Origin of the sequence: Streptomyces sp. Tu 3180, assembly GCF_009852415.1 — a bacterium.
GTDB lineage: Bacteria > Actinomycetota > Actinomycetes > Streptomycetales > Streptomycetaceae > Streptomyces.
This window is the reverse complement of record NZ_WOXS01000002.1, coordinates 346802-359910: the sequence shown is the minus strand read 5'-3', so window position 1 is coordinate 359910 and position 13109 is coordinate 346802. Positions and strand designations below refer to the sequence as shown.

At 70.0% G+C, this 13109-nt stretch carries 10 protein-coding genes and 1 pseudogene; 6 read left to right on the top strand and 5 right to left on the bottom strand.

All coding sequences use genetic code 11. The features are described 5' to 3' along the window. The first annotated feature begins 155 nt into the window (after positions 1–155). Positions 156–954, top strand: a pseudogene (locus GL259_RS02960) (IS5 family transposase). Between the two features lie 7 nt (positions 955–961). On the opposite strand, the gene GL259_RS38455 reads toward GL259_RS02960, so the two are convergent. From GL259_RS38455 to GL259_RS02940, 4 genes are all read right to left on the bottom strand, one after another. Next, complete coding sequence (locus GL259_RS38455) at positions 962–1327, bottom strand: DUF4253 domain-containing protein (protein ID WP_279578650.1); 366 nt, start codon at positions 1325–1327, stop codon at positions 962–964. Between the two features lie 225 nt (positions 1328–1552). Then, complete coding sequence (locus GL259_RS02950; protein WP_159528911.1) at positions 1553–2917, bottom strand: phospholipase D-like domain-containing protein; 1365 nt, start codon at positions 2915–2917, stop codon at positions 1553–1555. A 514-nt stretch (positions 2918–3431) separates the two neighbouring features. Then, entirely contained in the window at positions 3432–4436 is a 1005-nt protein-coding gene (locus tag GL259_RS02945; RefSeq protein WP_159528910.1) for a peptidoglycan-binding protein, read from the bottom strand. A gap of 1 nt (position 4437) precedes the next feature. Beyond that, positions 4438–4605 (bottom strand): hypothetical protein, encoded by a 168-nt coding sequence (locus GL259_RS02940; protein ID WP_159528909.1) that lies wholly within the window; start codon positions 4603–4605, stop codon positions 4438–4440. A 299-nt stretch (positions 4606–4904) separates the two neighbouring features. On the opposite strand from GL259_RS02940, the gene GL259_RS02935 reads away from it, so the two are divergent. Then, on the top strand, positions 4905–8747 hold the full coding sequence (locus GL259_RS02935; protein ID WP_159528907.1) for a hypothetical protein: 3843 nt from the start codon (positions 4905–4907) through the stop codon (positions 8745–8747). Between the two features lie 123 nt (positions 8748–8870). Here the strand turns inward: GL259_RS02935 and GL259_RS38450 are convergent, their stop codons facing one another. Next, entirely contained in the window at positions 8871–9548 is a 678-nt protein-coding gene (locus tag GL259_RS38450; protein ID WP_243762222.1) for a hypothetical protein, read from the bottom strand. A 156-nt stretch (positions 9549–9704) separates the two neighbouring features. Here GL259_RS38450 and GL259_RS02925 point away from each other — a divergent pair, with 156 nt between their 5' ends. The 4 genes from GL259_RS02925 to GL259_RS02910 all read left to right on the top strand — a co-directional run bounded on the left by GL259_RS02925 (position 9705) and on the right by GL259_RS02910 (position 13022). Next, positions 9705–10223 carry a toxin-antitoxin system HicB family antitoxin gene (locus GL259_RS02925; RefSeq protein WP_159528905.1) on the top strand — a complete coding sequence of 173 codons (519 nt, stop codon included), beginning with the start codon at positions 9705–9707 and terminating at the stop codon, positions 10221–10223. 92 nt (positions 10224–10315) lie between these two features. Then, positions 10316–11158 carry a DUF4097 family beta strand repeat-containing protein gene (locus GL259_RS02920; RefSeq protein ID WP_159528902.1) on the top strand — a complete coding sequence of 281 codons (843 nt, stop codon included), beginning with the start codon at positions 10316–10318 and terminating at the stop codon, positions 11156–11158. An 80-nt stretch (positions 11159–11238) separates the two neighbouring features. Continuing rightward, positions 11239–12210: an ATP-binding cassette domain-containing protein gene (locus GL259_RS02915; protein ID WP_243762221.1), complete on the top strand. Its 972-nt coding sequence runs from the start codon at positions 11239–11241 to the stop codon at positions 12208–12210. Continuing rightward, positions 12207–13022: an ABC transporter permease gene (locus tag GL259_RS02910; RefSeq protein ID WP_159528898.1), complete on the top strand. Its 816-nt coding sequence runs from the start codon at positions 12207–12209 to the stop codon at positions 13020–13022. Before GL259_RS02915 ends, GL259_RS02910 begins: the two co-directional genes overlap by 4 nt. Positions 13023–13109 lie beyond the last annotated feature (87 nt).

Below are 13109 nucleotides of genomic sequence, written 5' to 3'. Positions count from 1 at the left end.
TCCCAATTCGCTGTCCGGTTCGACTCTCACTGCGTGTCAGACGTCCTTACCAGGAACAACCTTGATTCGTTGGCGTCACGCCAGAATCGAGGGTGACACTTGCTAGGACATCGTTTCTCATGGCGTGATCGTTCGTCGAGCCACGCATGGCGGATCTGGTGGAGCGGTTGGTGCCGGATGAGTTGTGGTCGCTGTTCCGTCGGGTGGTCCCGCCGATACAGGTCATACGCTCGCAGGGCGGCGGCCGGCGGCGGACAGGTGACCGCGAATGCCTGGCCGCGATCATCTTCGTGGCCACCTCGGGCTGCACCTGGCGGCAGTTGCCGCCGACGTCCGGGCCGGCCGGCCCACTGTCTACCGGCGCTTCGCCCAGTGGATCCGGGAGCGGGTCTGGGCCCGGCTGCGCCGCGTCATCCTCGACGAGCTCGGCGCCCGGGGCGAGTTGGACTGGTCGCGGTGCGCGATCGACTCCGTCAGCCTCCGGGCCGCAAAAGAGGGCCCCTGACCGGATCGAATCCGACCGACCGCGGCAAGAGCGGATCGAAGATTCACCTGATCACCGACCGGAACGGACTACCCCTATCCCTGGGTGTCTCCGGCGCCAATACGCACGACATCCTCGGCCTGCAGCCGCTCGTGCGCGGCATCCCGCCCCTCCGCTCCCGGCGCGGCCCGCGCTGCCGACGGCCGGCCAAGCTCCACGCCGACAAGGGCTACGCCTACGACCACCTGCGCCGATGGCTCAGTCGGCGAGGCATCCGCCACCGCATCGCCCGCGAGGGCATCGAGTGCTCCCAGCGGCTCGGCAGACACCGCTGGGTCGTTGAAAGGACAATTTCCTGGCTGGCCGGCTGCCGACGCCTGCACCGACGCTACGAACACGAAGCCGAGCACTTCCTCGCCTTCGTGGGCATCGCCGCCACGCGCATCTGCCACCGTCGCCTCACCGGGTAGCAGGTTGTCAGTCCCACCAGAACCACCATTCGCGACGCTTCATGAGGTCCTCGTGATACGTGGACCAGTCCAGGTCGGGGTCCACGTAGAAGACGTCCGGGCAGGCCAGGTAGTGCTCCGCAGTGAGGATGTGGGCCTGACGGATATCCGCCGGCCGAGCGGCAACAGAGACATGCAAGCTTTTGTGTCCAAAGCCCACGGCACGGAGACCAAACCGGTCCTCCCAGGAGCGAAGCACCGCTGACAGTTCCTGCGCAGTCATGTGATTCGTCATCCCGAGCCAGCTCAGGGCGGCGGGCGCATCGGCACCCCGCGTGACTTGAACGAGCGCGAGACACCGGGCTCGGCCGTCGCGGACGACAGCGGACGCCACTTCACCCGCGCACGCGTCAACGTCAGTCAACGCTGCCCCAGGCCTCGCGAGACCGGGCCACTCCTGGAACGGCGGCCAAGGATCGTCCGTCCACCATCGGGCGAGCCGTTCCTGTTCTCGGCGCTCACTGTCGTGCCTCCGCACCTTCTTCTCAGGACTTGGACCTGGCGCCGTACGCCGGCGGGTGGCCCGGCGTGCCGCTGTGCGGCGGCACGCCGGGTGGGGTCAGCCGCCGCAGACCGACCGGAGCCTGTAGAACCAGCTCAGGTATGCGTTGTGTGCGTTACGGCCCATGATCCGCAACCGGGAGTCGTCGGAGTTCTCCAGGTGCGTGAAGTTGGCGCTTCCCGTGTAGACGCGCGGAATGATGTCGTCGTCGTAGGCGCCGTCGATCATCATGACCTTGGTGTGCGGGATGATGTCGCGTCCGCTGGTGGTGATGCGGCAGGAACGTCGCTGGATGTTCTGTCCGTTGGAGGCGGCCCGGTCGAGGATGGACGCGACGGTCGCGTCGACGCCGCCTTCGGCGTGGACTATGTCGATCCAGCATCCCTGCCCGCGCAGACGCAGGAGCTCTTCGGCCACGGCCGCGCGGTTCTGGTTGAAGTGCAGCATGGCGATACGGACGTCGGTCTGCTTCCTCTGCCCGTTCTCGGTGTAGGAGCACTTCACCGAGCGCAGCGTATTCACCATGGGGTCCGCGCCGGTCTGCTCGCGCGGGTGGAACAGCGCCCGGTAGGTGGAGCCGGTGGGCGTGGTCCATCCGTACCCGGGATTGACGGGTTGGGTGCGTCCCTTGCGCAGGTCCTCGAAGAACCTGGCGTAAGCCGTGTACATCTCCGCGTCGGAGAGCGTGTAGGCGTCGTTGTAGGAGTGGAACAGGTACCAGTCGGTCAGGTTGGACGAGGACTGGAAGACCACGTTGTTGTCTGTGCTGCCGTCGGGCCAGACGACCTTGGAGAACGTGGCGAACTTGGCGTGCAGGTAGTTCCTGGCCAGACAGCCCCGCTGGACGCCGCAGCCCACCACCCAGGAGCGGCCGGTGTCCTTCTCGCCCAGCTGCTCGGCCAGGCGCTGCCGTACCGGTTCGTTCTTGGCGGTGCTGTTGAGAATGATCTGCACCGAGGCGCCGCGCTGGTGAGCCGCGATCAGCCGGTTCGTCACGGTGGGTATGACCTGCGTGGTGTCCGCCTTGAACTCGTGCAGTGCCAGGCGGATGGTGCCGTCGGCCGGTACCGCGTCGATCAGCTTCACCAACTGGTCGATGACTGCGGACTGGCCGGAGGACGGTGTCCCGCTTCCCGGGCCGGACAGCGGGTCGTTGAACACGGGGCCGTTGATGACCGCTTTGTCACCGGCGGCCTCCCTCCGGCCGGCCGCGGTGACAGCCGCCTGCGGGTCGGTACCGGAGGACGGGCCCGCCTTCGCCGGGACGGTGTTCAGGCCAGGGCTGTTCACCGCCGGGACGGAGTCGGCCGGGCCGTTCACCGGGGTCGGCGCCGTCGGCACCGCGGTGACGGACGCGGTTCCGCCGAGGAGGAGCGCGCCGGTGAGGGCGACGGGTATGAGACGACGCGTCGTCTTGGCCATGTATATGTCCCTTTCGGGTCGAGGGGTTTGGGTCCGTCTCGAGCGCGTAGTCGCGTGCTCGGAGCGTGGGACCTCATCGGACGGTGACAGACACCGCTGCCTCGTCCGCTGAACAGCAACGAGTCCTTGCGGCGGGCACCTTGTTCAGCACCCCGGTGCCAGGGGCTCCTCAGCTCTCGGCCGCCACCCGCCGGCGTCCGGCCCCCGGCGGCCGGAATTCCCCTTATCGGTGGTCCTTTCTCCATGCGTGGTTTCGTGGGTTGGTTTGGGCAGCGCAACTCGATGAGGACGCTGTGTCCGAGGGCCGGGGTGGAAAGGGATCGCCGGGAGGATCCGGTGGACTCGGATGCGGGGCCGGTGGAGCGGTTTGCTGGGGAAGCGCGGGCGCTGCGCGCGGCGGTGGGTGGGTCCACGTACCGGGTGGTGGTGCAGCGCACGCCGTATTCCGACGTGCCCCGGCCGGGAGGCCTTCTGGGGGTCTGCCGGCCGGGGCACGTGCGGGTCGGGGTCGGTGTCAGAAGGAACCGGAGTTCAGCGCCTTCTGGAGGAGGCGGGTGGTGTCGGCGTCCCAGCCGCCGTCGGGCGCGGCCCCGAGGCGGGTCCGCAGGGCGGCGGTGGTCTTCGGGCCGACGATCCCGTCCGCCGTGACCTTCAGGTAGCCCTGGAGGGCCTTGATGGTCAGCGGCCCGAAGGCGCCGTCCACTTCGAGGTCGGCCTGGATGCGGCTGTTGAGCGCGCGCTGGAGCGCGGCGCACGTGGCCGGACCGAACTCCCCGTCGACCTCCAGGGCGTCCGCCTGCTGGACGAGGGCCCTGGGCCGGATCGGCTTGTCGCGGCCGGCCAGGACGGCCTTCATCGTCGCCGCCGAGTTCGGGCCGTACTGGCCGTCGACGGTCAGGCGGTACTTGGCCTGGAAGTCCTTGACCGCCTCCTCGGTGGCGGGCCCGAAGTCGCCGTCCACGACGAGCTTCGTCCTCAGCACCGTGTTGAGGTTCTTCTGCAGGGTCCTGACGGCTTTGCCCTTGGAGCCGCGCCGCAGGATGCCGTCGCCGCTGGGCATCGGGGCACTACCGCCCTGGTAGGCGGGGCGGCCGTAGCCGACGATGCAGGCGGAGTTGCGGCGCCTGCGGCGGAAGGCGTCGGAGGTGTTGCCCTCCAGGGTGGTGATGGTGCGGTTGGAGTGCACCGCCTCGACGATGCCGACGTGGTCGATGGCGCCGAGGGAACGGGAGCCGGACCAGTCGAAGAAGACGATGTCTCCGGGGCGGATCCCGCCGATGCCGTAGTGCCAGCGGCCCTTCTTCTGGAAGTAGCGGGCGTGGGCCACGGTGTAGGCGAACTTGCCGCCGATCGCGGCCAGGTTGCCGGAGTGGGCGGCCGCGTAACTGACGGCCATGTTGCACCACGGGCCGCGCAGTCCGTACCAGCGGGTGACGAGGTTGTTGTTGGAGCCGGGCGGCTGCTCCCTGACACCCAGCAGCTTGCGGGCCGCGGTCAGCATGCCCTGAACGTTCCCCATGTCAGAACTCCTCGTCTTCCGCAAGGGCCTGGACGTCGCCGTCGACGGCGACCGCAGGGTCCTGGCTGACGCCGTCCTGGCTGGGGTCGACGTCGAAGATCCCCGCACCGCCGACGGGGTACGGCGACTGCTGTTCCTGGGTGGGCTGTTCCTGCGTGGGCTCGGTCATGAGCCATTCCTCTCTCGTGTCGGATCCCGCCGGCCGCGGACTCCCGAGGAAGCCGGACCGGCGATGGGCGGCGCCGTCGCGGTGCCGCTCGACATCGAGTCCAGCGGGCCGGACGTTGATAAGCAGCCCGCATTTGTGCAGGTGAACAATCCGCCGGACGTGAAGAGCCGCTTTGCCCGCGAGAGGGGCGGGACCTACGGTGGCTCCACGGGTTGTGTTGTCGGCACACCGTCACAGGACGGGCAGGCGAGGCAGCACAGACCGGACGCAGGCGGGAAAACGGGGACGGGGGAGACGGGATGGGGCGCAAGGAGAAGCCGCTGAACCCGGACGCGGGTCCGGTGCAGCGGTTCGCGGCCGACTTACGGACGTTGCGTACCGAGGCGGGCGCACCGACGTACCGGGCGATGGCACAGCAGAGCGGGTACTCGGCCCCCGCGCTGTCGCAGGCGGCCGCGGGGGAGAAGCTGCCGACCCTGGCGGTCACCCTCGCCTACGTGGCGGCGTGTGGCGGGGACGCGGACGACTGGGAGAAACGCTGGCGGGCCGTCGCCGAGGAACTGGCGGCCGTGCCGAGGGAGGATGCCGACGCCGAGGAGTCGCCGTACCGGGGCCTGATGCGGTTCGAACCGCAGGACGCGGAGGTGTTCTTCGGACGCGACCAGCTCGTGGAGAGCCTGCTCGAGCTGGTGAGCACGCACCGGTGCGTGGTGGTGCTCGGCCCCTCCGGCAGCGGCAAGTCGTCCCTCCTGCGCGCCGGGCTGGTCCCGCGGCTGCGCGATGGCGCCGGACCGCAGACCCCGCTCGCTGCCATGCGCATTCTGACGCCCGGCGCGCACCCGGTCCGCACCCACGCCGAGCGGCTGCGGCCCGCCGAAAACCCCGGGGACACCCTGGTGCTCGTGGACCAATTCGAGGAGGTGTTCACCCTCTGCCCGGACTCCGATGAACGCTCCGAGTTCATCGACCTGTTGCTCACCTCCCGCGAACCGGCCAGTCGGTTGCGGGTCGTCCTCGGCGTACGCGCGGACTTCTACGGCCGCTGCCTGGAACACCCCGAACTGGTCCGGGTGGTACGGGAAGCCGGCGTACCCGTGGGACCGCCGAGCCGCGAGGAGCTGCGCGAGGTGATCGTGCGGCCCGCCACTGCACGGGGACTGACCGTCGAACGGGCGCTGACCGCCCAGCTCCTGGACGAGGTGGCGGGCGAACCGGGCGGTCTGCCCCTGCTGTCGCACGCACTGCTGGAGACCTGGCGGCGACGGTCGGGCCGGATGCTGACGTTACGGGCGTACGAGGCCGCCGGCGGCGTGCAGGGTGCCGTCGCGCAGACGGCCGAAGAGCTGTACGGCGAGCTTGAGCCCGCGCAGGCGACCTTGGTACGGCGCATCCTGCTGCGGCTGATCGCGCCGGGTGAGGGAACCACAGACACCTGCCGCCCGGTTGACCGCGCGGAGCTGCGCACAGCAAGGTCCCCGGCGGCGGAGACCGGCGCCGTCCTCGAACGCCTGGCCCGAGCACGATTGGTCACTTTGGACGGGGACGCCGTCCATCTCGCACACGAGGCGCTGATCACTTCCTGGCCCCGGCTGCGCGCCTGGATCGAGGAGGACCGGCACCGGCTGTACGTGCTGCGACGGCTGACCGATGCGGCTGCCACGTGGCAGGAGCTGGACCGGGACCCCGGGGCACTGTACCGGGGATCACGGCTTGCGGAGGCCGATGAGGTCTTCGCCGACGCGCGCGATGACGGGAACGATCTGACACCGGTGGAGCAGGACTTCCTCGACGCCAGCCGGTCCGCCCTGATCCGGGAACGGCGACGGACGAAGGGGTGGGTGGCCTCCGTGTCGGTGCTGCTCGTGCTGGCGCTGGTCGCCGGGGTGGTCGCCTGGCAGCAGAACCGCACCTCCGACCGGCGGCAACTGGAGGCCGCCGCCCGCCGTGCCGCCACGGCCGCCGACAGCCTGCGTTCCTCCGACCCCGAGCTGGCACTCCGGCTGAGTGCGGCCGCGTCGCAGTTGAGCCGGACCCCGGAAACCCGCTCCGCTCTGTTCGGCGCACTGGGCCAGCACGAGCTGGCCCCCTTCGTCCCGCCGCGGTCCGGTCCGGTGCACGGGTACGTCCTGGACCCGGACGGCCGTTCGCTGACCACTGCCGGCGGCTCCGGTGGGATTTCGCGGTGGGACTTGCGCACCCGCCGGCTGATCAGCAGCCACCGGCTACCGCCTGGCGCGGACCTCATGAGCAGCCTGAGCCCCGACGGCCGGTACATGGCCGTCCATGACGAAGAGGCGGAACGGGCCCGCCTGTGGGACGTCCGGGCACAGCGCTTCCAAGGGGACTGGATCGACCTCTCCGCCCAACAGGAAGCCGTCTCCGCGGAGCCGACCTCTGCCGCGGATCAGGCCGTACCGGACAGCGGCAGCGACGTGCTCCTCCCCGCGGCTGGCACCGCCTACACCGAGGGTTTCAGTTCCGGCGGACGCGCATGGACGCTGCTCACTCGAGACAGGCTGCAGGTGTGGGAGACGCGCGATGGCCGCCGCCTGTTCAACCGGTCACCACCCGGTGCAGGGGCGGACTCCGCTTACGACATCGATCCGGACAACAGGAACCTCGCCGTGTGCACGCGGCGTGGACTGCAGCTGTGGGATCTGCGCGCGCAACGCCGGCTGAGCCTCGACTGGTCCGCGCAGCCCGTGTGCGGACCGGACGACTCGCTGCAGTTCTCCCCGGACGGACGTGTCCTTGCCGTGTCGGCCGTCAACGGCCTTCGGCGCTGGGACGTCACCACAGGCAAGGAACTGCCGAGGCTGAGCCAGGCGGCCATGGAGTACTACGTGTTCAGCAACGACGGGCAGTTCGTGGCAGGTGTGGGCAGCGGGGCGATAGTGCTGTGGCGTACCGACCACTCCCGGTTTCCGGTCTTCCGCCACGCGCTGACCGACTACCAGGCGGAAGACCTGCAGTTCGACCTGGAATCCGGGGTGCTGCGCTACGTGACGCAGGGAACGCGCGACACCGGCGTCGTCCGCAGTGTCGACGTGAGCCGCGTGCTGAAGCCCGCCTGGCGCCGGCACGCCGCTGGCACGGCGGTCCTCAGTGCCGACGGGAGCACGCTGGCCGTTCTGCGTGACGCGGACGGAAGAGCGGGGAACCTCGTCCTGTACGACGCGCGCACTGGAAGGCTGCGGTCCAAGGTGCCCGGAGTTCCCCCGCCGCAGGAGGAGGACCCCTGGACCACCCCGCGCTTGTCGCTGAGCGCCGACGGGCGCCGTCTGGCCCACAGCTCGGGGCCGCGCGGCGGCATGAACAGTTTCACCCGCATCACCGTGTGGGACACGGTCCGACATCGCCGGCTGACCACGGTCGAACCGCCCGACGGCGGTCCGTCGGGCTTCGTCCTGAGCCCCGACGGCCGGGAACTGACGACCCTCGACGAATTCGAGACGGCCGTCACCGTATGGGACGCCGACGACGGCCGCCGACTGCGTCGTACCAGCGGCCGGACAGACCCCGAGGAGTCCGGCGCGGGCGGTACCGTCAACGCGGTGTCACCGGACGGCGGCACGCTGCTGCGCGACGATGGCGCGCTGCTGTCCACCATCGGGCGCCACGACGCACGGGTGATGCTCGATGGCAACGACCTGGCCGCGTTCAGTCCCGATGGCGACATTGTGGCCACGAGTGACGCAGCAGGCCGCATCACCTTGTGGGACGTCAGGCGGCGCACCTCCCTGGGCATCCTGTCCGGGGGACTCTCCACGCACGCCATGACCGCTGAGGAGGACGAGGAGGAGGAGGAGGAACTGACAACGGCACTGGCGTTCTCCCCCGACGGTTCCGTACTGGCGGCGGCGGGGTCCCGCGGCACACTGCGGATGTGGGACGTCGCCTCTCGCCAGAGCCTGGGGACCGGCCTGCCGACCGCGGGCGACGACATCACCTCCCTGGCCTTCTCCCGGGACGGCGGCACACTGCTCCTCGCCGGCAGGCACGTGCTCCTGCAGCGGTACGCCATCGACCCCGCTCGCATGGCCGCCACGGTGTGCCGCCGGGCCGGCGGCACACTGACACGCGAGCAGTGGCGCACGTACCTGGCGGACGTGCCGTACCGGAGGCTGTGCGGGCGGGAGTGAATCACTGCCGTTCCGGCTGCTGTGCCTCAGCAGCCGCACCGTCCGCCGATCAAGGGGGTCCGTGACCTTCCGCCAACTGAAAGTCGCAGGTCAGAGGGGTGCTGTGACAGCATTCCAGGGTGCTCACGCTGGCCGCCGATGACTGTCCGTAGTAGATCGTCCGTTAACAGGTCGGCTCATCCGGCACCAGCCGCTCAGCGATCCCTGCACCGGCAGACTCGAACATTCCAAATGGGATGGTTCGTCAGGGGATCTGGCGTCCTGGTCAGCCGCCGACGCGGATGCCGGGCCGGCGGCTGGGGTCGGGTTCGTGCGTGCGGATGATCTCGCGGGTGACGGGGGGGCGCCGCGGCCGAGGAGGAAATAGCGGAACATGTGCTTCATGGGGCTTCCCTCGGCCCAGGCGAAGGAGCAGTGCGGCTGGGTGCCGGTGGTGTCGCGCAGGGCGAGAAGGATCGCGGCGATGGCGTTCGGAGCGGCCGGGGCCTCGGCACGCAGGATCCGGTGCCCGTCGGCCTCGACGCCGTGGACGGTGAGGACTTCGCCGAAATCGGAGGGGTCGACTACGTCGATCTCCAGGAACAGCACGTCAGCCGGCTGCTTGATCTGGACTTCGACGACCGATGGCGGCATCCGCTTCGGCGAGGCGGTCCGCGGTTCGGTTGTCATCGGGGCCGCGGGCGGTGATCTGGAGACCGGCCTTGTGAGGGCGTTATCGCTCGGCCGCTGGTGTACACCGGATTCGGGCCCATGCTCAACCCGCTGGCACGCTTGGCGCCATTCGACGCCGATCAGTGCCATTCCATGCCTCCAGAAGTGCATCGACATGCCGCTGTCCCCACCGCCCAGGTCACTTCCTTCACCTTTCCGCAGGTCGGAGCGGCCGTTCTTGCGTCCCCTCAAACCAGGCGTCACTGGCGCTTGCTTGTGGCGCCAATGTGGTGCCATGATGGCGCCATGGACCTTACCCCGTATGTCGACACCCTCCGCCGCGAACTCGCGGTGGCCGCCGAGGCCGGCGGCGAGGAGGCCCGCGAGCTGGCCGCGAGGCTCACCGCTCCCCTGGAATCGGCGGCCCGGCTGACCATGCTCGGGGTGCTCTCCGCCGCGATGGACGAGATCACCCGCGAACTTGCCCCCGGTTCCGTCGACGTACGGCTGCGCGGGCTCGACCCCGACTTCGTGGTGACGCCGCCGCCCACCGACGGCGGCGCCCTCGCGGAACCGGCCGCGCCCGCCGAACCGCTCAAAACCCCGGCCCCGGCCGACGGCGACGAAGGCGGCACCGCCCGCGTCAACCTGCGTCTGCCGGCCCACCTCAAGGCGCGCGCCGAGGAGGCGGCGAGCCGCGAGGGCCTGTCGGTCAACGCGTGGCTGGTGCGGGCCGTGTCGGCCGCGGTCGACGGCGGTACCCGGCCGCGTACGGCGGAGAAGACCCAAAGTATCGGACAGAGCTTCACGGGCTGGGTGCGCTGACCGCACCGCACCGCACCCCCACCCACACCACTTCACCCACACCACGTCCCACCAGCGGGGACGCCCTGAAGACCCAAGAGGACGGGACAGCCATGCCTTCTTTCGACACTCCCGAAGCGATCTCGGCCACGACGCACGTGGAGGCCGGCTCCATCCAGTTCACCGCGGGCGACCGCCTCGACACCGCCGTCGAGGTGCGCCCCCGCGACCCGAAGAAGGATCTGGACGTACGTGCGGCCGACCAGACCGAGGTCACGTACGCGAGTGGCGTACTGACCGTCAGGACGCCCAAGCCCCATCTGTTCGGCCGCACCGGGGTTGTCGACGTGACGGTCGAACTGCCCACGGGCTCGCGCATCGACGTGACCGGCGCATGGACGCAGGTGCTCGGTGAGGGCAGGCTCGGCGAGGTCCGCGTGAAGACCTCGTCCGGCGACGTCCGCCTCGATACGACCGGCCCGCTGAAGCTGACCGCTTCGCACGGCTCGATCACCGTGGACCGGGTCGAGGGCAGGGCTGAGATCACCACCAGTTCCGGCAGCCTGCGCGTCGGCCTCGTCGACGGCCCCGCCGTCCTGAAGAACTCGCACGGCACCACGACCGTCGATGCCGCGACCGGCGAGCTGCGGGTGAGCGGCGCCAACGGTGACATCGAGATCCGGCGCGCGGAGGACTCGGTCACCGCCACCACCGCCCACGGCACCCTGCGGGTCGGCGAAGTGGCCCGCGGTACCGTGCAGTTGGAGACCAACTACGGTGCCATCGAGGTCGGCGTGCGCGAGGGCACGGCCGCCTGGCTCGACGTCAGCTCGACCTCCGGCCAGGTGCGCAACACGCTCACCACGTCCGGGACCCCGCAGGAGACCGAGGACACCGTCAAGGTCCGCGCCCGCACCCGGCACGGCAACATCGACATCCGCCGCGCCAAGGCCTGAACGCCACCTCCTCGACCGGCACTGCTCCCGCCCACTTCAGCCTTCGACCGGAGGGCCCCATGCCTTATTCTGTCATGCCCATGTCTCATCAGGGTGATGCTCACACGTCACCGGCAGCCGTCTCCGCCGTTGGTCTGCGCAAGTCGTACGGCGACAAGACCGTCCTGGACGGCATCGATCTGCGCATCCCGGCCGGGTCCGTGTTCGCGCTGCTCGGGCCGAACGGCGCCGGCAAGACCACGGCGGTCAACATCCTGTCCACGCTGATCTCCGCCGACGGCGGCCAGGCCCAGGTCGCCGGCCACGATGTCGCCACGGCACCGGACGAGGTGCGGGCGGCCATCGGGGTCACCGGGCAGTTCTCCGCAGTGGACGGGCTGATCACCGGCGAGGAGAACATGCTCCTCATGGCGGACCTGCACCACCTCTCCAAGCGTGAGGGCCGGCGGGTCACCGCCGACCTGCTGGAGCGCTTCGACCTCGTCGACGCCGCGAAGAAGCCCGCCTCCACCTACTCCGGCGGCATGAAGCGCCGCCTCGACATCGCCATGACCCTGGTCGGCGACCCGCGGATCATCTTCCTCGACGAGCCGACCACCGGGCTCGACCCGCGCTCCCGCCACACCATGTGGCAGATCGTCCGCGAACTGGTCTCCGGCGGCACGACCGTCTTCCTCACCACCCAGTACCTGGAGGAGGCCGACCAGCTCGCCGACCGCATCGCGGTGCTCAACGGCGGCGAGCTCGTCGCCCAGGGCAGCGCCGAGGAGCTCAAGCGGCTCGTCCCCGGCGGCCATGTGCGGCTGCGCTTCTCCGACCCGGTGGCCTACGGGCAGGCGGCGAACGCCCTGCGCGAGACCACCCGGGACGACCAGGCCCTCACCCTGCACATCCCCAGCGGCGGCAGCCAGCGCGAGCTGCGCGCCATCCTCGACCGGCTCGACACCGCCGGCGTCGAGGCCGACGAACTGTCCGTGCACACCCCGGACCTGGACGACGTGTTCTTCGCCCTCACCGAGGGCACCGACCAGCCCAAGGAGGCTGTCCGATGAGCACCCCCCTGGCTCCCACCCGCCCGACCCGGGTCTCCCTCGCCGTGCGCGACTCGAGCACGATGCTGCGCCGCAACCTCCTGCACGCCCGACGCTACCCGTCGATGACGCTGAACCTGCTGCTCACGCCGGTCATGCTCCTGCTGCTCTTCGTCTACATCTTCGGCGACACGATGAGCGCCGGCATCGGCGGAGCTCCCAACCGCTCCGCGTACATCGCCTACATCGTGCCGGGCCTGCTGCTGATGACCATCGGCAGCACCACGATCGGCACCGCGGTGTCCGTCTCCATGGACATGGCCGAGGGCATCATCGCCCGCTTCCGCACGATGGCCATCCACCGCGGCTCGGTGCTCATCGGGCACGTCGTCGGCAGCGTGCTGCAGGCGGTGATGAGCGTGCTCCTCGTCGGCGCCGTCGGCTTGGCCATCGGCTTCCGCTCGACGGACGCCACCGCCCTGGAATGGACCGCGGCGCTCGGGCTGCTCGTGCTCTTCACCCTGGCGCTCACCTGGATCGCGGTCGGCATGGGGCTGACCAGTCCGAATGCCGAGGCCGCCAGCAACAACGCGATGCCGCTGATCCTGCTGCCGCTCATCTCCAGCACCTTCGTCCCCCTCGACGCGATGCCGGGCTGGTTCCAGCCGATCGCCGAGTACCAGCCCTTCACTCCCGCCATCGAAACCCTGCGCGGCCTGCTCCTCGGCACCGGAATCGGTCACAACGGATGGCTCGCCCTCGCCTGGTGTCTGGCCCTCACCGCGCTCGGCTGCTTCTGGTCGAAGGCGGCCTTTAGCCGCGACCCGAAGTAACCGGAGGCCAACCGCCCCACCTCAGGGCGGCGTGCACCGACACCACGTCGGCGTACGCCGCCCCGTCGGCGTTCTCGGCCGCGTCGG

Excerpts from the sequence above, each read along its gene's own strand:
- GL259_RS02945 (WP_159528910.1), bottom strand. The coding sequence starts at position 4,436 with ATGGGGAACGTTCAGGGCATGCTGACCGCGGCCCGCAAGCTGCTGGGT.
- GL259_RS02920 (WP_159528902.1), top strand. The coding sequence starts at position 10,316 with ATGCCTTCTTTCGACACTCCCGAAGCGATCTCGGCCACGACGCACGTG.
- GL259_RS02925 (WP_159528905.1), top strand. The coding sequence starts at position 9,705 with ATGGACCTTACCCCGTATGTCGACACCCTCCGCCGCGAACTCGCGGTG.
- GL259_RS02910 (WP_159528898.1), top strand. The coding sequence starts at position 12,207 with ATGAGCACCCCCCTGGCTCCCACCCGCCCGACCCGGGTCTCCCTCGCC.
- GL259_RS02940 (WP_159528909.1), bottom strand. The coding sequence starts at position 4,605 with ATGACCGAGCCCACGCAGGAACAGCCCACCCAGGAACAGCAGTCGCCG.
- GL259_RS38450 (WP_243762222.1), bottom strand. The coding sequence starts at position 9,548 with ATGGCACTGATCGGCGTCGAATGGCGCCAAGCGTGCCAGCGGGTTGAG.
- GL259_RS02915 (WP_243762221.1), top strand. The coding sequence starts at position 11,239 with ATGTCTCATCAGGGTGATGCTCACACGTCACCGGCAGCCGTCTCCGCC.
- GL259_RS02950 (WP_159528911.1), bottom strand. The coding sequence starts at position 2,917 with ATGGCCAAGACGACGCGTCGTCTCATACCCGTCGCCCTCACCGGCGCG.
- GL259_RS02935 (WP_159528907.1), top strand. The coding sequence starts at position 4,905 with ATGGGGCGCAAGGAGAAGCCGCTGAACCCGGACGCGGGTCCGGTGCAG.